This is a genomic window from Actinoalloteichus hoggarensis (genome assembly GCF_002234535.1).
Classification (GTDB): domain Bacteria; phylum Actinomycetota; class Actinomycetes; order Mycobacteriales; family Pseudonocardiaceae; genus Actinoalloteichus_A; species Actinoalloteichus_A hoggarensis.
Map to the genome: position 1 here is coordinate 4899171 of NZ_CP022521.1, position 22830 is coordinate 4922000.

The window sequence follows — 22830 nt, forward strand, 5'->3', positions numbered from 1 at the left end:
GCTCGGCGGCGGTCGTTCAGGATCGACGATAGTCGCAGGCGGTGGACGCCCCGGCAGTTCGTCCGCACGATCGCCGCGCCTGCGAGGCGCTCCTCGCCCCGTCTCCTCCGCACCTGTGTGCGGCCGACTCCGCCGGCCGGTGGAGCTCCTTCGTGTAGGCGGCCTTCGTCCCGGTGCCCGCCCCGGACGACGACGTCGACGCTCGCTCAGCGCAGCGCCGTCCAGACTCCCAGCGCTATCAGCACCACCGCCGCGGTCCGGTTCAGCGAGACGAGCACCCGAGGGGAGCGGAACACACGGCCGCCGCCGCCGAGGATCAGCGTCCAGGCGAGGAGCCAGCAGGCCGTCAGCAGGACATGGGTGGTGGCCAGGACGGCGAGCTGCGCGGCGACGGACCCCGTCGGGTCGAGGAACTGCGGGGCCAGGGTGAGCGGGATCAGAGCCGCCTTGGGGTTGAGCACGTTGGCGAGCACGGCCGTGAGGTAGGCCGAGCGCGTCGGCGTCTCCCTCGCCGTGCCCGGGGCGGGCTGCCGGGTACGTCCGGCCTGCCGCCAGCTCCAGAGGCCCAGGCCGGTCAGGTAGAACGCGCCGAGCAGCGTGATCAGGTCGAAGAGGCGGTCGGAGTTCATGACGATCGCCGACAGCCCGAGCAGGGCGCAGCAGGCATGCAGGTAGATGCCGGTCGCCGTCCCCAGGATCACCGCCCACCCTGCCCTGCGGCCCGCGGTGGTGACCTGGCGCGTGAGCAGCGCGAGGCTCGCGCCGGGTGTCACGACCAACGGCAGCAGGGCCAGGGCGAAGCCGCCGACGAGGTGCGGCGTCATCGCCGTCGCCCGGCGGAGACGCCCGACGGCGTGGCCTCGCGCGGAGGGCACGGCCGCCGAGCGTGGAATCCGGCGTCGGTCACGGGACGACGCGGAAGTGCGTGGTCAGCCGCGCGTTCTCGTCGAGGATGTGGAAGGCCAGCGCGGGCGGGGCCGTCCGGTCGGCCGGATCGTCGCCCTCCCAGGGCATGCGCAGCGTCCAGGTCACCGCGGGGGCGAGCAGCACGGGTCTGTCGACGAAGGTCGACACCGCGGCGGTGTGCGCGTGTCCCCCGAGGACACCGACGATCTCCGGGTGTCGGATGAGGAGGCGGGCGAGCGCGCCGCGCTCGCGCAGCGGGTATCGGTCGGGCAGCGGGTGATGCAGGTCGACCGGCGGGTGGTGGAGGGCCAGGAGCACGGGAGTGGTCCGTCCGAGGTCCGCGAGGGTCGTGTCGAGCCAGTCGAGTGTCTCGGGCGTGAGCACTCCCTCGCCGCTGCCGGGGATGGTCGAGTCGAGCAGCACGATCGCGCTGTGCCCGATTCGATGCACCTGGTTGATCGGTCCGACCGTCTCGGTCGCGGCATGCGCCTGTTCGCGGCCCGTGTCGCCGCAGGTCGCGCGGCCCGCCCGGCCGTCGAGCAGGAAGCGGCGGAACGCGGACCGCTCGTCATGGTTGCCCGGGCAGAGCAGCACCGGCACGGCGGCGTGGAGCAGCTCGGCCGCCCGCGCGTACTCCGCCTCCGTGCCGCGCTCGGTCACGTCGCCGGTGACCAGCACCGCGTCGACCGGTCGAGGCAGGCTGCGGAGGTGGTCCATCACGCGCCGCACTCGTCGCGCGGCGCGGTCGGTCTCGTCGACGTGCAGGTCGCTGAGGTGGGCCAGTAACACCATGGCGGGTCGTCCTTCGCTCGTGGCCGGTGGGAGCACGCCGACGCGACGCCCACCGACCGCCCTTCTAACGCTTAATTTCGAATTTGACGTTAGGGACCGTAGACTAGGCGGTAGGACGTCGGCAAGACCACGCCGGATCGACGCAGCCACGTCACGCCGCGGTCGGGCCCGCCGAGACGCGGACGTCGACGGAGCCGGATGATGAGGCGTCGACCATGCGAGGAGGGAGCGGAACGGTGCCGAACGGACGGCTCGCACTACGGCTCGCCGCCACCATTCGCCACGACGGCGCGGGAGGGGTGGCCGACGACCTTGCCGATCCCGCGGGCCTGGCAGCCTGGCTCGTCGAACACCGGGACCTGCTGCCCGACGGCGTCGACGCGGCGAGCGTCCCCACCGACGAGCAGGCACGAGCGGCGGTCGTCGCCCTGCGTGCCGCGACGAGATCGCTGCTCGCCCGCTGCGTCCCCGCGCCCTCCCGCGCCGACGCCCACCGGCTGCTTCCGGTGGCCGAGGCGGTCGAGCGAGTCAACGCCGCGGCGGCACTCGCGCCCGTCGCACCGGTCCTGGCCTGGCCCGACGACGGGCCGCCCGCGGTGAGGTCTCGCTCGATCGAACCCGACGCCGTGAGCGGGCTGACGGCGGCGCTCGCGCGATCCGCGATCGACTTCCTCACCGGGCCCGACCGGGAGAGGCTGCGTGCCTGCACGGCGCCGCGCTGCGTCCGCTACTTCCTCCAGTCCCACGGACGGCAGGAGTTCTGCAAGCCCTCGTGCAGTAATCGCGCACGCGCGGCCCGGCACTACCAGCGCAGGCACGCCACCGACACGACGTCCTGACGGCGGCCGGGCAGCCGACCCTCCCCGGCCGCGCCGGGACGTCGCCTCAGCGCCGGTCGCCCCGCCGGAATCGCGCGCGCAGTGCCGTGTCGACCTCGTCGAACTCCCGCCCCGACGTCTCGGGGACGCGCCGCGCGACGAACCAGAGACCGAGGGCGCAGACCACGGCGAAGATCCAGAACGCCTGCCCCTGCCCGATCGCGTCCACCAGCGGCAGGAAGGTCAGCCCCACGATGAAGTTCGACAGCCAGTTGACCATCGTCGACGCGCTCGACCCCACCGCCCGTACCGACGGCGGGAAGATCTCGCCGATCAACACCCAGAAGACCGGCCCCATGCCGCAGGCGAACGCGGCGATGTAGAGCACCATGAACACCAGCGACAGCACCGGGCTCAGGCCCAGGGCGAAACTCAGCCCGAGCAGGATGAGCGAGACGAACATGACCGCCAGGGACACCAGCAGCAGCACGCGACGTCCGGTCCGATCGATCAACCGCAGTGCGACCAGGGTCATCACGAAGTTGATCAAGCCGATGAACACCGAGTAGAAGATGGAGTTCGACGCGGTCAGGCCGGTCTGCTCGATGATCGTCGGCGCGTAGTAGATGATCGTGTTGATGCCGCCGAACTGCTGGACGGCGGCCAGCGTCAGACCGACGAGCAGCGCGGGCCGCACCGAGGCGTCCAACAGGAGCCGCCAGCCCTGTCGGCCGTGCGTGCTCTCCGGATGCTCCTCGGCCTGGTCGTGGTGTTCGACGCGATCGATCAGCCGGTCCGCGCTCTCCTCGTCGGCGATCGAGATGATCAGCTTTCTGGCCTTGTCCGCCCGGCCGTGCCGGATCAGCCACTGCGGCGACTCGGGCAGCAGCAGTGCGCCCAGCATCAGCGCCACCGCCGGGACCAGTCCGGTGCCGAACATCGCCCGCCAGTTCTCCGTGGAGGAGAAGGCGAGATCGACCAGGTAGGACGTCAGGATGCCCGTGGTGATCATGACCTGGTTGAGACTGAGGATGCGCCCCCTGATCTCGGCGGGCGAGACCTCGGAGAGGTAGACCGGCACGGTCGCCGACGCCGCGCCGACGGCGACGCCGAGCACGAGCCTGGCGATCAGCAGCATCTCGTAGTCGACGGCGAGGGTCGCGATCAGGGTTCCGACCACGAAGATGAGCCCTTCGAGGCCGAGCGTCAACCGACGCCCCAGGCGGTCGGCGGTGCGCCCGGCACCCAACGCGCCCACGATCGCCCCGATGAGCAGGATGCTGACCACGCTGCCCTGCTCGAAGGAGCTCAGATCGAACTCCGGTCGGATGAACAACAACGCACCGGAGACGACTCCGGTGTCATACCCGAAGAGGAATCCGCCGATGGCGATCATGAATCCCCATCGCCAGACCTTACGGTGCCCTTCGGGAGAGATCCCCGACAGCGGCCCCTCGGTGCCCGGTTCACGGGAGAAACCCTGTGCCATTCAACGTCTCCTGAAAGTCGATCCGGCGCGGTCCGACCCCGACGACCCCGCCGCCGCGGCACTGAGCAGCGGTCCGTCGCTCATCGTCACCGAGCGCGCTGCGGGCGGCAACAGAAGGGAGCCCGCGTGACAGCGGGGTACGACGAAGATCGGCGGCCGTGGAGTGCCCATTCGAGAAGGCGCCGCAGGCCGCATTCATCAGATAGGTGGACACGTCCATCGATCCGCACGAAAAAGCGACACGAAATGGTCAAAGACGTGACTCGAGTCGACCGACGATCGAATCATTCGGGTGGGTCATCGCCTGGAAGTGCAATGCTTCGCCAACGCCCGTGGAACCTGCGGTCGTCCTGCTCGCTCAGCTCGTGCCCTCGCTCGGCGTAGCTCGCCCTCCGATCACGCCCGGTTCCCCGGCGGCAGGCGCTCGAACGCATCCCACGCCGTGTCCCCGGCGGGGCACGGCGTCCGCCGCCGGCGCGGCGTCGCCGGCAACACGGCGTCCCCCGGCGACGGACGGACGCCGACCGGGGCGAAGGCCGCGCGGGCGGACGGGCTGACCGATGGAGCGATCCGACGGACAGGGCTCGCCGAGACCGGCGGCGACCGCCTCGGTCCGGCGGCGGTCGCCCGCCGATCGTCGCGTATCGGGCGGCCCGTCCGGCCCCCCGTGTCAACCGGCGAGGATCAGCTCAGGCTGCGGCCGGAGTGGTCGAGGCGGTAGCGGCGAGCCAGCCAGGCGAACGCCCGCTCGACCTCCGTCGTCGTCAGCGCCCGACCGATGACGACGACCTCGGCGACGTCGACGTCGTGGCAGTGGGCGCTTCCGCCCGTCGAGCTGTTCGCCAGCGTGAACCCCGGCAGTCCGGTGATCGTGCCGCCCACGAACGCCTCCGGCGGCAGTCCGTAGACGTGGTGTCGCGAGGCGGTGCCGTCGTGGACCTGCGCCATGAGCTGCCAGCCGGGTGACCCGCCGGTCCAGACCGGCGCCGCGGCGGGCGGGCTCGTGCCGCCCGCCCCCGTGGTCTGGTGGCCGTCGGCGTCCTGGCCGGTGATGTGACCGAGCCACACATACCGGCCGGCCCGGCCGCTGTAGACGTTGCCCAGGAAGTCCGTCGGCTGCCGCACGACCGTGAGCACGGTGATCGGCAGCGGCTGGTCGGCCGTCCAGTCCTCGGTGCGCAGCCATCGGCCGGGCGTCCGAGCGCACTCGACATAGGGCTGTCGGCCCGGCCCGTTCGTGCGCAGCAGGGGCCGCGAGGCCGCCGACTCCTGCACCAGGGCGGCTCGTTCACGGCCCGCATGCGGCGCCCAGCGGGTGATCGGCGTTCCCGCGCCGCCCGTCACAGTGCTCGCCCGCCAGGCCGAGATCACGTCGGGCAGGGTCGCCGGGTCGACACCGGGCATGGGCTCCTCCGGAAGGACAGGGGCCGAGGCAGCGGTGATCGACGCGCTGAGCGCCGTGCTGACCAGCTCGGCCAGCCAGCGATGTCCGGCGGGACCGATGTGGACGCGGTCGGGCATCAGCAGTCCCAGCCCGTCGGCGTCGAGTCCGATCGGCCAGTGCGGCGAGACGTCGAGGAAGTCGACGTCGTCGACCAGCTCGGCGATCTGCCGCAGCTGATCGCGATACGCCGACCACGGATACAGCGGGTTCTGAGTGTCGGATCGACGCGCCGCCTGGACCAGCAGGATCGACGGCCTGCGGGGACAGGCCGTCCGCAGCCGGGCGGCGAGGTCGACGACCTGGGCCCGGTAGTCGGCGGGCGGCACGCCGACGGAATAGTCGTTGCTGCCGACGACGATCACGATCAGCGCGGGATCGAGCCGTCCGATCCGGTGGCACATCTGGCCCAGCTCCGGCGACCGGGCGTAGGACGACGCGCGGGTGCCGCCCCGGCCCGCGTTGTAGGACTCGATGCCGCGATCGTGGGTGCCGCGATGCGCGTAGGCGCCGTTGACGATGACCGCGCCCCGCGTGTTGATCCGGACGGCGTGGTCGCCGCGCGGCAGGGGCGGCGAGACCCAGCTGCCGTCGGCCCGTCGGGACGAGCCCGCGACGTCCGGGCGGACCGGGTAGGCGCTGTCGTCGATCCACACCGTGAACTCGGTGGCGCCGACGCCCTGCATGAAGTGCACCGTGATCCGATCGCAGTCCGGCAGCATCCGGCGGATCTCGTCGCCCGCGACCAGCTTCACCGACCGCATCGCGAGGTCGGCGAAGACGACCTCGGGATGGCCGAGCATCGCCCATCCGCCGATGCCGGTGACCGGATAGTGCGTGCCCGCCTCGCCGAGGGCCCGGCCGACCAGGGCCGCCGCCGTGCCCTCCTGGGTCCGGGCGCCCTCTCCACCCGCGGTGGAGGAGCCGATCCAGACGATGCGCACCGGTTCGTCGGCGGCGAGCATCCGTCTGCGCCGCCATTCCCACAGGCCCGGTCGCAGCACGCCGCCCGCGATGTCGAGTTCCTGCTCGGCAGGGGTGCTCATGCCGCACCGCCGTCTCCGCCGCGCCCGTCGCGCGCCTGCTCCGCGGCAGGATCGGGAGCGGCCGGTGTCGCCGAGCCCGCCGAAGGCGCGGGACTCGCCGGTGTCGCCGAGCCCGCCGAGGGCGCGGCGTAGGACGGGGTGCTGCTCGAACCGAAGAGCAGCCGCACCAGCCAGCGCGGCAGTCGGGACTCCAGCCAGCGGGCGACGGCGTACCAGCCCGCGATGGTGAGGCCGACGAGTAACGGGCCCAGGTCGGCTGCGACCTCGGCGACGCCGTCGGGCAGGCCGAGGCCGACGAGCCAGGCGAGGAGCGATCCCCACCACACCGGGATCACGGTCCGGATCAGCGACACGATTCGATCGGACATCGGCACTCCCCTCGACGGCGCTGCGCGAGATCAAGTCTTCTCGCGCGGTCGATCGACCGACAAGGTCATGCACCTGTTTGCGCGGCGTCGCAAGCCGATGAGACGAACCGGGTGGACGCCCGGAGCATCCGCCGTACTCCGATCGCGTGCCCGAGGTCCGGCACTCGCCGCCGGACGCGCTGCCGTGCCTGCTCAGCCGTCCGCGACGGCCCGGCTCCGCGCCTCGATCCCGTCCAGGATCAGTTCGAGACCGGACTCGAACCACGACCTGCCCGCGCCGACCCGCTGGAGGGTCGCGAGTTCGCGCAGCCGGGGATGGTCCGTCAGGTCCACGCTCGTCAGCCGCTCCTGCCATCGGGAGCCGGGGTCGGCGTCGGCACGCCCCGCATCGGCCCGCTCGCTCAGTTCGGACCGCGCGCTGCCCTGGAGGAACTTGTTGACGGTCATGATGGCGCGCGCGGACTCCTCAAGGGAGAGTCCCAGCGGCTCCAGCGCCGCCAGCGCCCATTCCATCGCCCGGAGCCCGGCCGGGCCGAACGGCGGCGTCGCGGTCATGTCGGCGAACAGCAGCCAGGGATGGGCCTCGTACATGTCCCAGTCGTGGCGGGCCAGCAGGTGCATCCGACTCCGCCAGTCGAGCCCGTCGGCGTCCGGGTAGGCGTACGCGCTGGTCACGGCGTCGGTCATGGCCACGGTCAGGTCGTCCTTGCCGGAGACGTGGCGATACAGCGACATCGTGCCGGAGCCGAGGTGATCGGCGATGCGCCGCATCGACACCGCGTCCAGGCCCTCGGCATCGGCGATCTCGATGGCCGCCGCGACGATCCGTCCTCTGCTGAGCCCCTGCCGGTCTCGCGCCGTCCTGCCCATCGTGCGTGCACCGCCCTCCTCATTGCGGGCCATCCTAACGCCGGCGTACGGTGTACCCATCCGATGAGTACGGTGTACGCACGAGGAGCCCGATGCACCAGAACACCCCGACGACCGCCCCCAGACGCAGGCTGGGGCTCGCCGTCCTGATCCTGCCCGTCCTGCTGACCTCGATGGACATCTCGATCCTGTACATGGCGATCCCCGCCATCGCCGAGGATCTGGCACCCACCTCCGGCGAGCTGCTGTGGATCCTGGACGTCTACGGCTTCCTGCTCGCCGGCCTGCTGATCCTGATGGGCGGCATCGGCGATCGGATGGGCCGCAGGCGACTGCTGCTGATCGGCGCCGCCGCCTTCGCCGCCGCGTCACTGCTGGCCGCCTTCGCCACGACGCCTGCCCTGCTGATCCTGGGACGCGCGCTGATGGGAGTGGGCGGCGCCACCCTGATGCCCTCCACGCTCTCGCTGATCCGGAACATGTTCGAGGACCCTCGCGAACGCACCCGCGCGATCGCCGTCTGGACCACCGCGCTGGCCGGGGGTGTGGCGGCGGGGCCCATCGTCGGCGGCGCCCTGCTGGAGTTCTTCCCCTGGGGGTCGGTCTTCCTCATCAACGTGCCGGTGATCCTGGTGCTGCTCACCGTGGCGCCGCTGGTGATCCCGGAGTATCGACACGCGCGCCCCGAGCCGATGGACCTGCCCAGCGTCGTGCTCTCCTTCGCCGCGATCCTGCCCGTCGTCTGGGCGGTCAAGTCGGCCGCCGAGGCGCTCGCGATCACGACGGGCAGCGTCGTCGCCGCCGCCGTCGGCATCCTGGCGGCGGTGGTGTTCCTGCGTCGTCAGCGCGGGATCGCGAGCCCGCTCATGGACGTCTCCCTCTTCCGCGACCGCCGGTTCAGCGGCGCCGTGGTCGCGGGCATGCTGGCGATGCTGTCACTGGCCGGGCTCACGATGTTCCTCAGTCAGCATCTCCAGCTCGTGCTGGGCTTCACCCCGCTGACCTCGGCGCTGTGGCTGCTGCCGATCGCCGTCGCCATCACGGCGGGCGCGGCGACCACCTCCGTGCTGGCGAGCCGGATCGGTCCCGGCCCGATCTTCGGCGTCGGCGCCCTGCTGGCCGCCGCCGGGATGGTCGTGGTCGCTCTGCTCCCCGACGAGGGCAGCCTGCCGCAGCTCATCGTCGGCGCCGTCCTGGCCGCGGGCGGCATCAGCCCCATCACGACGCTGGCCACCGACGTCGTCGTGGCCTCGGTCAGTCCCGAGCGATCCGGCGCGGCCTCCGCCCTCGCCGAGACGGCCAACGAGCTGGGCGCCGCCGTCGGCATCGCCGTGCTCGGCTCCGTCGGCGCGCTGGTCTATCGGGCGGGCGTCCAGGACGGACTGCCCGAGGGGCTGCCCTCGGAGGCCGCGTCGGTCGTCGAATCCGGCCTCGGCGCCGCCGTCGGCGTGATCGAGCAGCTGCCCTCGGAGGTCGGACCGCCGCTGCTCGAACTGGCCCGGCAGGCCTTCACCGACGGCATGGCCGCGGCCACGACGACGTCGGCTGCCGTTCTCGGCGTGCTCGCCGTCCTCGTGTCCATGCTGCTCCGAGGTCAGCCGCCCGCGGGCGCCGCGCCCTCGGCGGACTCCGACGACACAGCGGACTCCGACGACACAGCGGACTCCGCCGGCGCAGGGGACTCCGACGACACAGCGGCGGGCGACCGGGGCCGGGCGGCCCGCGGCTGACACCGCCGCGGCGGGAGCGACGGCTGGGCAGCCGGCCGGATGGCGCCGCGGCCGGAGGACGGGCGCAGGCGGCACGGCAGCACCGCCGACGGGCGCGCCCGTCTCCTACACCGTCGAACAGCGCAGCCCGGGCCGCCCGGCCGCGCCGGCCACGGTCATCGACGCGGGATCGGCGCCTCGACGTCGGCGGCCGGGCCCGCCGCGGTCGGCGACTCGGGCTCGGTCGCCGTGTCGCCGCTCGCGGCGGGAACACGGCGCAGCGCGACGACGACGAAGACCGCCATCAGCGCGAGCAGCACGGCACCGCTGAGGCCCGCCGCGTTGATGCCCTCGGTGTAGGCGCCGAAGGCGAGGTCGCGCAGCACGGTGGCGGCGGCGTCGTCCCTGGCGGCGGCCTCGGCGACGGCTCCGGCGACGGTCTCCCCGGCCGCGGGCGTCATCTCGACGGCCGCGCCGTCCATCGTGGCCCGATAGACGGCGGTGGACACGGTGCCGAAGGCCGCGATGCCCAGGGCCGCGCCGAGTTCGTTGCTCGTCTCGGAGATGCCCGCGGCGGCTCCGGCGCGTTCCGGCGGCGCGGTGCTCAGGACCAGCGAGTTCGCCAGCGTTCCCACCATGCCGAGCCCGGCGGTGAGGACGGTGTAGCCGCCGATGAACACCGCCAGGCTCGTCCCCGGTTCCACGACGCCGACCACCCCGAAGCCGCAGGCCGCGACGAGGAGACCGCAGGCGAGCAGGATCGCGGGCCGGACACGAGAAGCGAGGACGGTCGCCAGGGTCGCGCCCGCCAGGGTGCCGACGAAGGTGGGCAGTGTCCAGAGTGCCGCCCGCAACGGGCTCAGGCCGTGGACGGTCTGCAGGAATGTGAAGGCGAGCAGTCCCAGGCCGGCCGCGGCGAGGGAGACGAGGGCGTTGGAGCCCGCGGCGGCGCTGAATCGCGCGCTGCGGAACAGATTCAGGTCGATCAACGGGTGGGCCGCCCGCCGCTGCCGCCGGACGAAGAACGCGAAGAAGACCAGGCCCAGGGCCAGCGCCGAGCCCGCGAGCGGGTCCATCCCGTACTCGACGAACTGCTTGACCGCGAAGACCAGGCTGACGATCGCGATCAGCGAGGTGAGGGCACCGGGGATGTCGAAGCCCGTCGCGTCGGGATCGCGTGACTCCGGGATGAGGAAGGGCCCGGTCAGCAGGAGCACGAGCATCACCGGGATGTTGATCAGGAAGACCGAGCCCCACCAGAAGTACTCCAGCAGGAATCCCCCGACGATCGGCCCCGCGACGGCACCGCCCGTGAAGGCCACCGTCCAGGCGCCGACCGCGGCCTGCCGCTGCCGTGGGTCGTGGAACATGCTCCTGATCAGCGACAGGGTCGAGGGGGCCAGGGTCGCGGCGCCGATGCCGAGCAGCGCGCGGGCGACGATGAGCTGTTCCGGCGTGGCGGAGAACACGATCCCGGCGGAGGCGGCGCCGAAGAGCAGCGAACCGATGAGCAGGAGCCGCTTGCGGCCGATGCGGTCGCCGAGGCTGCCCATCGTGATGAGCAGGCCGGCCATGACGAAGCCGTAGACGTCCATCATCCAGAGCCACTGGGTGGCCGTGGGATTGAGCGCCTCGGTGATCGCGGGAGAGGCGACGAAGAGGATCGAGATGTCCATCGAGGTCAGCAGCGCGGGAAGCAGCAGGAAGGGCAGCGTCCACCAGGTCCGGGCGGACGCACGGGGTGGAGTCGTCGTCGAAGCGGGCATAGTTTGATCGTACGTGCGTTCAAATTTGTGTCAATACGTACGTCCGTTCAAACGGGTTAGGATGGCGGCATGAGCCAGCGAGACGATCTCTTGGCGGGCGCGAAGAAGTGCCTCGCCGAGAAGGGCTACAGCGCCACCACGGCACGGGACATCGCGGCGGCCTCCGGCGCCCACCTCGGGTCGATCGGCTACCACTTCGGTTCCAAGGACGCGCTGATGAACGCCGCCGTGCTGTCGGCCAGCAGCGAATGGGGCGACCGGGTGGAGGCGGCGGTCCGGGCCGCGGACGCCGAGGAGCCCGCGCACCGCTTCGCCACCCTCATGGCGCAGGTGTTCGCCGCGATCCCCGGCGAGCGCGACCTGCTCGTGGCGAGCGTGCAGGCCTTCGCCCAGGCCGACTTCGACGAATCCCTGCGTGCCGCCCTCGCCGAGGGCTTTCGCGAGGGACGGGCCGCCTTCGCTTCGATGACGCTCGGGAAGGCGGCGGACGAGATCGACGACCGCCTCGGCGCCGGACTGGGCTCCGTCGTCTACTCGCTGGTCACCGGCTACATCGTGCAGAGCCTGATCGACCCGGACTCGATGCCGCCGGTCGAGGACGTCGTCGCGGGCATCCGCGCGCTGCTGCCGGAGCCCGCAGGCGGGGACGCAGGCGGGACGGACGAGCCCTGATGCCTTGACCATGGAACGATCGCATGACGTCGGCTACGTCATCTCGTGGCAGGCGGAAGTCATACCCCTGGGCGTCTGAGCCGGGCCCGATCAGGACGAGAAGTCGCTGCACGGGGAGTCGCGGCTCGGGTTCAGAGCGCTGGGAATCCCTGCGGTTCTCCTCTGCAGGGGGCGAGCCAGGACAGTCGGCGTTCGCAGCCCACGTCTACCGCGCTGACGGGTGAGCGAACCTGGTAGACGACGTAGGTCTCCGCGGTCATCGGCCCCTCGACGCCTCTCTCGACGTGTGCGGCACCGGGGTCGTCAGGCGTGGGGAGTGCGCAGCGGTCCGGCTGCTCGGCCGGTGGTTCGCCGTGTGGATCCGTCCACCACAACGCGGTCGCATACTCGCTGGACGCGCTGGCACCGTAGTCCGGTGTGAGCACGTCGAAGAGGATCCTGAAGCAGGCGGGCGTGCCCGCGAAGCGCCCGCCGAGAATCTCCGCGACGTCTGCCGCGCCACCGGCATCGGGCGGCAGCGCGTAGATCTCGTAGGCCACCAGCGAGCAGCCCTGCCGATAGAACATCACCACACCCTGCTCGCCGTCACCATCGCTATAACGCGGAGACAGCCGGCAGGACACCTGAGTCCACGAGCGGGCCGGGGAGCCCAGGCTCGCGATCGGGGAACGGAACTCGTCCTGCATGGAAAGCAGTTCCGCACGCCCAGTGGAGACTTCATCGACAAGTTGGCGAGCGTTGTCGAAGTGGATGAGCCGGAAGACCGGGCCGGGAACGAACACGATGAGTGCCAGCACCACCAGGACGCTGAGCACGCCGATGGTCCGGCGGCGAAGCGGGGACCACGACTCCGCTGCCGCTGATTCCCGCGCATCGCTCATGCTCGTCAAGATATCGAGACGGAGGCGCCCGGCCCTCGTGGTTCAGACGATCCGCATTCCGCATGGGGATCGCCGTCCATACCGCGGCGACGGCGCCCGTGCACGGGGTCCGGTGCGGCGGATGCTCCCGGCCGGCGTCGCCGAGACCGTTTGCGGGAGGTGATCCTCGCTCGCTTGTTCTCGGACTCGCCTCGCGCTCTCGGTCCGTGCCTCGTGCCGAGACCGCCGTGCTGCCTTCCGCCGGAGCGTCGCGCGGATCCTCGTCAGCTTCTTCGGCACCGGAACCGGCGTCACGATGACGTCGCCTTCGCCATCGCGCGGCGCGGTGACGAGCATCCACCGGTGCTCCGTGGTGTCGCCGGCGATCGTGGAGACCGGGAGGCGGACGAGGAAGTAGCCGCCCGCGGCCTGCGGGCCGAACAGCGTGGCCGAAGAGAGGGGACCCGACCCCGAGGGCGGCATCCGCGCCGGTGAGAGCCACTGCTCGAACGCGTCGTGGATCCTCGCCGCATGATGGTCGTCCAGTCGGTGGTCGAGGGCGATGTACGTCGCCCAGCCGGCTTCGCCGTCGTCGTGGTCGACGGACGCCCGGTGGATCGAGTGCGCGACGCCGTGCTCGTAGATCCACGCGTTCTCGGAGTGCAGGTCCCGGAGGACGCTCAGTCGTAGGAGGAGGACGCCGACGGCGATGAGCAGCCAGACGCTGACGCCGATCCACGCGAGCCACGGCACCCAGGTCGGCCAGGAGTCGTGGCTCTCCCCGTCGATCGTGATGTTCCAGCTCGTCCCCGTGGGGTCCGTGATCGTCTGGTGGATCAGGAAGGCCGTCCCAGCAAGCAGAACACCGGCGCGTGGACGAGCTCGGTGCGGCGGAGGTCCTCGCTGCCCGCCCACCTCGCGACCTCCTCGACCGACTCTGGTCGCGGCACGTCGCGGGGCCGGTCGAGACGGGTCGGCGTCGATGCGAGAACACCTGCCCAGATCTCGGACAGCTGCGCGGGCTCCGGGCTCGTCGAGGCGCGGTTCTCCACGTCGACCCCTTCCTGTCGGGTCGGGATCGCCACGGTGCGGTTGACGATGACGACGAAGGTGTGGGCATCCCTTCTGTCCCACCGATCGTTTCATGGAACCGCTCAGGTTCATAGACCGACGATCAAAGGCACGACATGCCTCCATGAGGGAGTCGAGAATGGGACGGGAGAACCACGTCGAGTGGGAGGGGACGGTTCCTTTGCCGCCGGAGGGGCACGGACGACCGGGAGCACGCTGATCGAGGTCGCCGTCTTTATCGGAGGAGACCGCCACCGCACCCTAGGAAAGACCTCCCCCTTTCGATGCGGACTTCACGGCGTGAAAGGGACAGGCCCACACGGTCATGGTCGTCACGGCGAGCTGAAGGAGACCGGCGGATCAGCCGCGCGACCCAGAGCACCCCGGCGAGATCCACTGAGATCAACCCCCACGAATCGACGGCGTTCGGATCCGGCGCTCAGCGAGCGTGCATTACTCGGCTGTCGTCTACTGAAGGTCGCACTCGTGGGCGGGCGTTCCGTGTGCGGTCCTGGTCGTACCCATACGGAGCAGTAGCGTTGAGTGCGAAGAACGCATCCATCGGAGGCTGTGTGCGAGAAGAAGTGAACATGGGTGAGTCCGCGTCACCACAGGTGGCCGTCACAGGCGATCCTGAGGTCGACCACCTGAATTCGACCAACGCTCTTTCCCTGGTCCTCGGCATGATGCTCGATCAACAGTACGGCGTCGAGCATGCCTTCCGAGGCGGCTGGAAGGTGTTGAACCGCTTCGGAACGCTTGATCCGGCCGCGATCGCGGCGGCCGACCCGGACGAGTTCGCAGCCCTGTGTAGCGAGACTCCTGCCATCCACCGGTTCCCGGTCTCTATGGCCGGCCGCCTGCAGGAGCTGGCGGCGCACGTGGCGGCACACTACGACGGTGACGTCGCACGTCTGTGGAACGAGGCGGACTCGGGCAAGGAACTGCTGAAACGGGTCCAGGCGTTGCCCGGCTTCGGGAAGCAGAAGAGCCGGATCTTCGTCGCGCTGCTCGCGAAGCAGCTCGGGGTTCGCCCTGCGGGGTGGGAGGCCGTCGCCGGGGATTACGCACTGGACGGGTACCGGTCGGTTGCCGACATCGTCGACCCTGACAGCTTCCAGAAGGTGCGCGACTACAAGCGGCAGAAGAAGGCCGCGGCCAAGCCGTCCGAGGCCTGATCGGCATGGTGCGCTCGGCGTGCAGGGCGACGTCCGGCCCGCCGTCCGGCGTGAGGCGGCGGGCGCCTACGGCGAGGAAGGCTTCCGCCGCGGCCTCGCCGACGTCGACGCCGTGTCCCTCGGCGAGGCGTGGGCCGCCGAACGGGCCGCCCAGCAGGCGGCGAAGGGCGGTTCGTGACCGCCGGGCCGCTCGCAGGCGGACAGGACGTGCGTGCGGCCCGCCCGCCCTGGACATGCCGCTCCTCGATGCCCGTGTCGAGGTGCCCGGCGGCGCCCCGCGCACTCACGATCCCCGAGGCAGGCGCAGCCCGTGAGGAGTGCCGCTCGGCCGGGCCGGCCCCGCTTCGGCGTGGACGTGCCTGCTTCCCGCAGGGTCCGCAGGCGCGGGGCCGGAACGACGACGGCGATCCGAGCCCGCGCGGACAGCGGCGCGCACCACGCACTCCGCAGCCCGGTCAGGCCCGCAGCCCGATCAGGCCGGGCCCGACCGTGCGCCGGGGCAGCCCGCACCGCACGCCTCGGGCAACGCGGGCTGCCCGATCGGGCCGACGTCACCGCCCGACAGGGCAGTCCTTCTCCTCCAGCAGCTCCCCGGCCAGCGCCGCGTCGGTGACCAGCGTCGTGATCAGGCCGCCCCGCAGCGCCGAGCGGACCGCGGCGGCCTTGCCCGCGCCGTAGGCGAGCGCGACGACGTCCGGCGTCCGATGGAGCTGCTCGTAGGTCACGCCGACCGCCCTGGACTGCAACCCGTCGTCGATCGGGCGGCCGTGGACGTCCAACAGGATTCCGCAGATCTCGGCGACCGCGCCGCGATCGGCGAAGACCGTCCGTTCGGCGGGTTCCAGGACGTCGTAGACGGTGGAGGTGCCGGGAGCCCAGCCGCCCACCGAGACGACCGCCGAGGTCAGCTCGCCGCACCGGTCCATCGCCTTGGCGACGTCGGAGTGACTGCGCAGCGCGGCGGCGCTGGAGGCGTCGGGCATCACCAGCGGCGCGTAGAAGGTCACCGCCGTCCCACCGCCCGCCTGCGCCGCGCGACGGGTGAGCTCCAGCGAGTGATCCTCCACGTCGGGCTGGGGCACGGCGCCGCAGAGCTGAACGACGGTGCAGCGCGGCAGGACGGTCAAGCGCGCGCTCATCCGTTGCAGCGACCGGCCCCACGCCACGCCGAGCACGTCGCCCTCCTCGACGACCTCGCCGAGCAGTCGGGCCGCCAGCGCGCCGACGTGTTCCCGTAGTTCCTGATCGGTCTGTCCCGAGACGTCCGAGACGACGGCGGTCCGCAGCCCGAACGCGGTGCGCAGCCGGTCCGACAGCTCCACGTCCACCCCGGCGGGTCTGCCGATCTCGATGCGGACCAGGCCGGCGGCCCTGGCCGAGTCCAGCAGGCGGGCCACCTTGAAGCGGCTGATGCCGAACTCCTCGGCGATCTGCACCTTCGAACGCGACTCCAGGTAGAAGCGCCGCGCCACCGAGGTCGTGAGCAGCAGTTCCACGGGACCGATGTCACCAGGCTCGACGGTCACAGGACGCTCGGTCATCGGCGTCATCCTACGCAGCCTCTCTCTTCGCTCCGGTCCATCGACCCTCCCGTCGGTCAACTGTTGACATGCGCATACGCCAGGGTATTCACTCCCCTAACAAACGAGCAGATCCATGCTCAAATGAGCGATACGAGGAAGTGGTCATGCGGGCAGCGATCATCGACGAGCCGGGCAAGCTGAGGGTGGGCGAGGCTCCCGATCCCACTCCGGGCGCCGCGGACGTGGTGATCAAGGTCGGAGCCTGCGGCATCTGCGGAACCGACCTGCACATCGCCGACGGCGAGTTCCCGCCCGCGCCGTTCCCGCTGGTACCGGGGCACGAGTTCGCGGGCGAGGTGGTGGAGATCGGCTCCGACGTCCGCACCGGCATCGCCGTCGGCGACCGGGTGGCCGTCGACCCCTCCCTCTTCTGCGGCTACTGCACGCCCTGCCGAACCGGCCGCGGCAACCTCTGCGCGAACTGGGGCGCCACCGGCGACACCGTCAACGGCGCCTTCGCCGAGTACGTGGCCGTGCCCGCCGTCAACGCCTACCGGCTGCCCGACTCGCTGAGCATGGGCCAGGGCGCGCTGGTGGAGCCGCTCTCCTGCGCGGTGCACGGCCTCGACGTCTTCGGCGCCCAGATCGGCGAGCGGATCCTCGTCGTCGGCGCCGGGACGATGGGCCTGCTGCTCACCCAGCTGCTGGCGGGCAGCGGCGCGCGGGTGTCGGTGGTGGACCGCAACGCGGCGCGGCTGCCGCTGGCCACGACGTTCGGCGCCGAGCACGTCGCCACGAGCGTCGCCGAGCTGGACGCCGCTCCCTTCGACGCCTCGGTGGACGTGACCGGCGCGCCGAAGGCCATCGAGGATGCCTTCGACGCGCTGCGGCGCGGCGGCAGACTCCAGATCTTCGGCGTGGCCGCCGACACCGCGCGGATCAGCCTGTCCCCCTTCCGCATCTACAACGACGAGATCAGGATCGTGGGCTCGATGGCCGTCCTGGACAGCTTCGAACCCGCCCTGCGACTGCTGGAGTCCGGGCGAGTCAGCAGCGAGGGGCTCATCAGCCACACCCTGCCCCTTGAGGAGTTTCCCGAGGCCGTGGGGATGGTTCGCGCGGGCACGGGAGTCAAGATCCAGATCGCTCCCTGATCCGGGGGCGACGTAGCCAGGCATCCGCGAGAGACCTTCCGCGAAGGAGGACATCGGTGTCCACCGCCGGTTCACCGCGATATCCCCGCCGCCGAGCCAGAACAGCGGCCCTGCTCACCGCGACGACCCTGCTGGCGGGCTGCGCAGGCGCAGGCGACCTGGCGGGCGGCGACGGCCGCACCAGGCTCACCGTCGCCATCGTGTCCAACCCGCAGATGCAGGACGCCATCGCGCTCTCTCCCCGCTTCGAGGAGGAGTTCCCCGACGTCGACCTGGAGTTCGTCAGTCTCGCCGAGAACGAGGCACGGGCCAAGATCACCGCGTCGGTGGCCACCGGCGGCGGCGAGTACGACGTCGTGATGGTCAGCAACTACGAGACGAAGATGTGGGCGGAGAACGGCTGGCTGACCAACCTTCAGCCCTCCATCGACGCCTCCCCCGAGTACGACCACGACGACTTCATCCCCACGGTGCGCGAGTCGCTGTCTTATCAGGACGACATGTACTCGGTGCCCTTCTACGGCGAGTCCTCATTCCTGGCCTACCGTGCCGACCTCTTCGAGGAGGCCGGGCTGGAGATGCCCGCCCGACCGACGTGGCACGAGATCGCCGAGTTCGCCGAGATCCTCAAGGCCCCGGAGGAGGGGCGGGTCGGGATCTGTCTGCGCGGCCTGGCGGGCTGGGGCGAGAACCTGGCCCCGCTCAACTCGGTGATCAACACCTTCGGCGGCCGGTGGTACGACGAGGAGTGGAACGCGCAGCTCACCTCCCCCGAGGTGCGCGAGGCCGTCCAGTTCTACGTCGACCTCGTGCGCGAGCACGGCCAGCCGGGCGCGGCGACGAGCGGCTACTCGGACTGCATCACGCGCTACAGCCAGGGTCAGGCCGCGATGTGGTACGACGCCTCGGCCATGGTGGCCTCGGTGGAGAACCCCGCCGACAGCCTCATCGTCGGCGAGAGCGGCTACGCCCCGGCGCCCGTGGTGGACACCGACACCTCGGGCTGGCTGTTCACCTGGGCGCTGGCGATCCCCGAGACCTCCGAGCACAAGGACCTCGCCTGGGAGTTCGTGTCCTGGATGACCGACAAGGACTACCAGCGGATGGTCGGCGAGGAGTTCGGCTGGCCTCGGGTCCCGCCGGGTGCCCGCGAGTCGACGTATGAGATCCCGGAGTACGCGGCCGAGGCCGAGGCCTACGCGGAGCCGACGCTCAACGCGCTGGCCAGCGCCGACGAACTCGATCCCAGTGTGTCGCCCGTGCCGTACGAGGGCGTGCAGTTCCTGCGGATTCCGGAGTTCCAGGATCTCGGGACCCGCGTCGGTCAGCAGATCTCGGCGGCCATCGCGGGATCGGTGACCGTGGACGAGGCGCTGGAGCAGGCGCAGCGCTATGCCGAGACCGTCGGCCAGACCTACCAGAAGTGAGGGCCGTCCCGAGATGACCACTCTCGACGCCACGACGGCGACCGGACCGAGACCACCGACCTCGAAGCAGCGCCGCGCCGCCACCCGGAAGCAGGGGTGGGCCCGGCGGGCACCGCTGCTGCCTGCGTTGATCTTCGCGATCATCGTCACCCAGCTGCCCTTCCTGTTGACGATCTTCTATTCGCTCCAGTCCTGGAACCTGGTCCGACCGGGCTCGCAGGAGTTCGTCGGGCTGGCGAACTACGTCGCGGTGTTCACCGACAGCACCTTCCGCACCGCGGCGTTGAACACCGTGCTGATCACGGCAGGCTGCGTCGTCATCGCGATGCTGCTGGGCATCGGCCTCGCGATGCTGCTGGACCGGCCGTTCCGGGGCCGCGGCGTGGTGCGGACCCTGCTGATCACGCCGTTTCTGATCATGCCGGTGGCCGGGGCGCTGCTGTGGGAGACGACGATCTTCCACCCGCTGTTCGGGCTGCTCAACTTCGTCCTGAGCCCCTTCGGCGTGGACAGCGTCGCCTGGGTGAGCCAGTTCCCGATGGCCTCGATCATCGTGGCGCTGGTCTGGCAGTGGACGCCGTTCATGATGCTGCTCGTGCTGGCGGGTCTGCAGAGCCAGGCCAAGGACCAGCTGGAGGCCTCGGCGACCGACGGCGCGACCGCCTGGCAGACGTTCCGGCTGATCACCATCCCGCACCTGCGCCGCTACATCGAGCTGGGTCTGCTGCTCGGCTCGATCTACGTGGTCAACACCTTCGACACGATCTACATGATGACCCAGGGCGGCCCTGGCACCGACACCACGAACCTGCCGTTCTATCTGTACCAGCGGGCGTTCCTCGGCTTCGACGTCGGCCAGGCCGCCGCGCTCGGCGTCGTCGTGGTGGCCGGAACGATCATCGTCGCGACCGTGGCGCTGCGGATGATCTTCCGCACCTTCGGCAGGGAGGAAGCATGACCGTCACAGCCGGTGAGTCCCCACAGCGCGCCGGATCGGCGGCCCGCTCGGCGTCCTCCTCCGACGGCCCGCCCCGGCACACCGGCCGCGCGGTACGCGGGGTGCTGCTGACCACGCTGGCCTGGGTGTTAGGTCTGGCGTTCTTCTTCCCGGTGCTGTGGATGGTGCTCACCGGGTTCAAGACCGAGGCCGAGGCCTTCCAGTCGCCGCCGACGCTGTTCTTCGTGCCGACCCTGGAGCAGTACGCGGGCGTCTTCGAGCGGGGCGTCGGCCCGTACCTGGTGAACTCGCTCTGGGCGACGACGGCGTCGACGCTGCTGGTGATCGTGCTGGCCGTCCCGGCGGCCTACGCCCTGTCGATCCGGCCGGTGCGCAAGACCAGCGACGTGCTGTTCTTCTTCATCTCCACCAAGATGCTGCCCGCGGCGGCGGTGATCGTGCCCCTGTACGTCACCACGCAGACCTTCGGCATCGCGGACAACATCTGGACGTTGACCGTCCTCTACACGGCGATGAACCTGCCGATCGCGGTGTGGATGATGCGGTCCTTCCTGATGGAGGTGCCGGTCGAGATCCTGGAGGCCGCGCACGTGGACGGGGCGACGCTGCCGCAGACGCTGCGGCGGGTGCTGCTCCCCGTGGTCGCGCCCGGCATCGCCGCGACGGCGTTGATCTGCGTGATCTTCTCCTGGAACGAGTTCTTCTTCGCGGTGAACCTGACGGCGGCCAAGGCGGCGACCGTGCCGGTGTTCCTGGTGGGCTTCATGACCAGTGAGGGCCTGTACTGGGCGCAGCTCTCCGCGGCGGCCACGCTGGCCTCGCTGCCGGTGGTGCTCGCGGGCTGGATCGCACAGAAGCAGCTGGTCCGGGGTCTGTCGATGGGCGCGGTCAAGTAGGTCGACGCCTTCGACGACAGATCGGAGAGGCCCGGCGCGGTGGGCGGCGCCGGGCCTCTCGCCTGCCCGGGGCGGTGCTGGTCGGGCCGATTCGGACGGCCGGGGCCGTCGATCGCCCTCGACCTCGCGGGCACGCCCTCGGGTTCGCCGCCGTCCGCGGGCACGATCCGCCGCCGCCCACGAGGAGGAGTCCACGTCGGCTTCTCGACGAGAGCCCGCAGGCGGTGACACGACGTCCGCGCGCCGGGCCGTGCGGCGCGGGCGGCTTGTCCGGAACGGCACCGGTGAGCGGGGCGTGCTGTCGCCGCTCGGCCGCAGGCGCGGTGGGATCGCCACCGGATTCCTCGATGCCTGCTGACACTGCCCGGACACGGCTTCGACCGGTTTCACATCCTGCCGAGAATCCAGGATGGTGAGCAGCGATGACGGTCCCCGACGCACCGCGCTGCGCCGCCGCGGCCGCCCCGGCTCTTCCCGCCTGGCTCGCGGCTCGTCGCTGGATCCCCGGCGGCGAACCGCCCGCGCTGCGGATCAGCGCGGCGACCGCGATCCCTTCGCCGACGCCGCGACGCGGCCTGGTCCACCTGGTCGTGACCACCGGATCGGGCGGGGCGGAGGCCGACTTCCCGGTCCTGCTCGACGTCACCAGGACGCCCCGCGATCCGAGCACGACCGCGCCGCCGCCGGCCGAGGTGGACGGCTGGTCGATCCGACCCGCGGTCGACGATCCGGCCGCGACGGCCGGTCTGCTGAACCTGATCGCGGACGGCGTCGACCTCGGCGGCCTTCGTGGCGAGGCGGAGCCGACCGTCGTCCTCCCCCCGCGATCTGCCGGGAACGGCGATCTCCGGTGAGCAGAGGCAACACCTCGCTGGTCTTCGGGGACCGCGTGATCCTGAAGCTGTTCCGCAGGCTGCGACCCGGCGTGAATCCGGATCTGGACGGTCCACCGTGCCCTCGGCCGGGTCGGCTGCGCGCACATCGCCGCCCCGCTCGGCTCGATCGAGGGCCGTGTCCGGGGGCGCGCGGCGACGATCGGCCTGCTTCAGGAGTACCTTCCGGGGTCCGTCGACGGCTGGACCCTGGTCACCGGCCGGGCCGAGAACGCGAGCGGCGGCAGGCGGAATCCGGACGACCGGCGACGGCGGCGCCACGTCGAGGACTTCGTGGCCGAGGCGCACGTCGTCGGTCGAGCGGTGGCCGCCGTCCACGCCGACCTCCGGCGGGCCTTCGGCTCACGCCTGGTGAGCGGCACGGACGCCGACGCGGTCTTCGACTCGCTGCACCACCGGTGGGACACCGTGCTCGCCGAGACGCCGGAGCTGCGGGAACACGCGGCCGACGTCCGCGCCGTGTTCGAGCGGGCCCGCGCGGAGAATCCGACGCTGCGGGTGCAGCGCACCCACGGAGACCTCCATCTGGGCCAGCCGCTGCGCACGGCGCGGGGCTGGGTGGTCATCGATTTGGAGGGCGAGCCGATGGCGCCGTTCGAGGAGCGAGAGCGGCTCCGGCCCACGCACCGCGACGTCGCGGGGATGCTCCGGTCGTTCGACTACGCCGCCGGACATCGCCTGCTCGCCGTCGAGCGGGAGTCGGGCGACGACGAGCCGTCGACGAGCGGGGCCGGGCCCGTCGCCGATGCGGCCGGTCGGGAGCTCGCCGTCGCGGCGGCCCGGCAGGACGCCTTCTGCGCGGGATACGCCCGAGTGCTGGACGGTCCACGCGGGCGACCCGCCCTGCTGCGGGCGCTGCGACTGGAGAAGGCCGTGTACGAGGTCGCCTACGAACTGGCGAATCGGCCGTCCTGTCTCGGATCCCCCTCGCGGCTCTGCGCCGCCTCGTCCGGGGCTGAGCCCCTCCCGACGCCGTCCGTGTGCTGACCTCAT

21 protein-coding genes are annotated in these 22830 nt (G+C 71.3%); 11 read left to right on the plus strand and 10 right to left on the minus strand.

Translation table 11 applies throughout. The annotated features are described in order from the left end of the window. Positions 1-206 precede the first annotated feature (206 nt). Both AHOG_RS20875 and AHOG_RS20880 read right to left on the minus strand, forming a co-directional pair. Positions 207-875 (minus strand): LysE family translocator, encoded by a 669-nt coding sequence (locus AHOG_RS20875; RefSeq protein WP_245856356.1) that lies wholly within the window; start codon positions 873-875, stop codon positions 207-209. Between the two features lie 28 nt (positions 876-903). After that, positions 904-1698 carry a metallophosphoesterase gene (locus tag AHOG_RS20880; protein WP_093942853.1) on the minus strand — a complete coding sequence of 265 codons (795 nt, stop codon included), beginning with the start codon at positions 1696-1698 and terminating at the stop codon, positions 904-906. 236 nt (positions 1699-1934) lie between these two features. Between AHOG_RS20880 and AHOG_RS20885 the strand changes: the two genes are divergently transcribed. After that, on the plus strand, positions 1935-2537 hold the full coding sequence (locus AHOG_RS20885) for a CGNR zinc finger domain-containing protein (protein ID WP_245856357.1): 603 nt from the start codon (positions 1935-1937) through the stop codon (positions 2535-2537). Between the two features lie 46 nt (positions 2538-2583). Here the strand turns inward: AHOG_RS20885 and AHOG_RS20890 are convergent, their stop codons facing one another. The 4 genes from AHOG_RS20890 to AHOG_RS20910 all read right to left on the minus strand — a co-directional run bounded on the left by AHOG_RS20890 (position 2584) and on the right by AHOG_RS20910 (position 7763). Continuing rightward, on the minus strand, positions 2584-4005 hold the full coding sequence (locus AHOG_RS20890; protein ID WP_093942855.1) for a sugar porter family MFS transporter: 1422 nt from the start codon (positions 4003-4005) through the stop codon (positions 2584-2586). Positions 4006-4689: 684 nt separating this feature from the next. Beyond that, on the minus strand, positions 4690-6492 hold the full coding sequence (locus AHOG_RS20900) for an SGNH/GDSL hydrolase family protein (protein WP_093942857.1): 1803 nt from the start codon (positions 6490-6492) through the stop codon (positions 4690-4692). Further along, positions 6489-6860, minus strand: coding sequence for a hypothetical protein (locus AHOG_RS20905; RefSeq protein WP_093942858.1), 372 nt, complete (start codon positions 6858-6860; stop codon positions 6489-6491). The genes AHOG_RS20900 and AHOG_RS20905 overlap by 4 nt, the downstream gene beginning before the upstream one ends. 192 nt (positions 6861-7052) lie before the next feature. Continuing rightward, a complete protein-coding gene (locus tag AHOG_RS20910; protein WP_211290466.1) occupies positions 7053-7763 on the minus strand; it encodes a TetR/AcrR family transcriptional regulator in 711 nt (236 codons plus the stop codon). A gap of 59 nt (positions 7764-7822) precedes the next feature. On the opposite strand from AHOG_RS20910, the gene AHOG_RS20915 reads away from it, so the two are divergent. Next, positions 7823-9460 carry an MFS transporter gene (locus tag AHOG_RS20915; protein WP_093942860.1) on the plus strand — a complete coding sequence of 546 codons (1638 nt, stop codon included), beginning with the start codon at positions 7823-7825 and terminating at the stop codon, positions 9458-9460. 155 nt (positions 9461-9615) lie between these two features. Here AHOG_RS20915 and AHOG_RS20920 read toward each other — a convergent pair whose 3' ends face one another. Further along, positions 9616-11205, minus strand: coding sequence for an MFS transporter (locus AHOG_RS20920; RefSeq protein WP_093942861.1), 1590 nt, complete (start codon positions 11203-11205; stop codon positions 9616-9618). A 69-nt stretch (positions 11206-11274) separates the two neighbouring features. Between AHOG_RS20920 and AHOG_RS20925 the strand changes: the two genes are divergently transcribed. Beyond that, on the plus strand, positions 11275-11877 hold the full coding sequence (locus tag AHOG_RS20925; RefSeq protein ID WP_093942862.1) for a TetR/AcrR family transcriptional regulator: 603 nt from the start codon (positions 11275-11277) through the stop codon (positions 11875-11877). A gap of 131 nt (positions 11878-12008) precedes the next feature. On the opposite strand, the gene AHOG_RS20930 is transcribed toward AHOG_RS20925, so the two are convergent. Then, positions 12009-12758 carry a hypothetical protein gene (locus tag AHOG_RS20930; protein WP_093942863.1) on the minus strand — a complete coding sequence of 250 codons (750 nt, stop codon included), beginning with the start codon at positions 12756-12758 and terminating at the stop codon, positions 12009-12011. Between the two features lie 42 nt (positions 12759-12800). Further along, complete coding sequence (locus AHOG_RS20935; protein ID WP_211290467.1) at positions 12801-13652, minus strand: hypothetical protein; 852 nt, start codon at positions 13650-13652, stop codon at positions 12801-12803. A gap of 746 nt (positions 13653-14398) precedes the next feature. Between AHOG_RS20935 and AHOG_RS20940 the strand changes: the two genes are divergently transcribed. Continuing rightward, positions 14399-14986 carry an HhH-GPD-type base excision DNA repair protein gene (locus tag AHOG_RS20940; RefSeq protein WP_093944662.1) on the plus strand — a complete coding sequence of 196 codons (588 nt, stop codon included), beginning with the start codon at positions 14399-14401 and terminating at the stop codon, positions 14984-14986. A gap of 19 nt (positions 14987-15005) precedes the next feature. Beyond that, a complete protein-coding gene (locus tag AHOG_RS28790) occupies positions 15006-15164 on the plus strand; it encodes a hypothetical protein (protein ID WP_157736953.1) in 159 nt (52 codons plus the stop codon). A 373-nt stretch (positions 15165-15537) separates the two neighbouring features. Here AHOG_RS28790 and AHOG_RS20945 read toward each other — a convergent pair whose 3' ends face one another. Next, complete coding sequence (locus AHOG_RS20945; protein ID WP_093944663.1) at positions 15538-16527, minus strand: sugar-binding transcriptional regulator; 990 nt, start codon at positions 16525-16527, stop codon at positions 15538-15540. Between the two features lie 146 nt (positions 16528-16673). Between AHOG_RS20945 and AHOG_RS20950 the strand changes: the two genes are divergently transcribed. The 6 genes from AHOG_RS20950 (at position 16674) to AHOG_RS20975 (ending at position 22824) form a co-directional block, all read left to right on the plus strand. Continuing rightward, positions 16674-17663 carry a zinc-dependent alcohol dehydrogenase family protein gene (locus AHOG_RS20950; RefSeq protein WP_093944664.1) on the plus strand — a complete coding sequence of 330 codons (990 nt, stop codon included), beginning with the start codon at positions 16674-16676 and terminating at the stop codon, positions 17661-17663. Positions 17664-17719: 56 nt separating this feature from the next. Continuing rightward, the gene (locus tag AHOG_RS20955) at positions 17720-19090 is read left to right on the plus strand and encodes an ABC transporter substrate-binding protein (RefSeq protein WP_093942864.1); all 1371 of its coding nucleotides are present in this window, start codon (positions 17720-17722) and stop codon (positions 19088-19090) included. Between the two features lie 13 nt (positions 19091-19103). Then, positions 19104-20048 (plus strand): carbohydrate ABC transporter permease, encoded by a 945-nt coding sequence (locus tag AHOG_RS20960; RefSeq protein WP_093942865.1) that lies wholly within the window; start codon positions 19104-19106, stop codon positions 20046-20048. Continuing rightward, positions 20045-20944, plus strand: a complete 900-nt coding sequence (locus AHOG_RS20965) for a carbohydrate ABC transporter permease (protein WP_093942866.1) — start codon at positions 20045-20047, stop codon at positions 20942-20944. The genes AHOG_RS20960 and AHOG_RS20965 overlap by 4 nt, the downstream gene beginning before the upstream one ends. 422 nt (positions 20945-21366) lie before the next feature. Then, positions 21367-21798, plus strand: coding sequence for a maltokinase N-terminal cap-like domain-containing protein (locus tag AHOG_RS20970; RefSeq protein ID WP_093942867.1), 432 nt, complete (start codon positions 21367-21369; stop codon positions 21796-21798). A gap of 312 nt (positions 21799-22110) precedes the next feature. After that, the gene (locus AHOG_RS20975) at positions 22111-22824 is read left to right on the plus strand and encodes a hypothetical protein (protein WP_093942868.1); all 714 of its coding nucleotides are present in this window, start codon (positions 22111-22113) and stop codon (positions 22822-22824) included. The last annotated feature ends 6 nt before the right edge of the window (positions 22825-22830 follow it).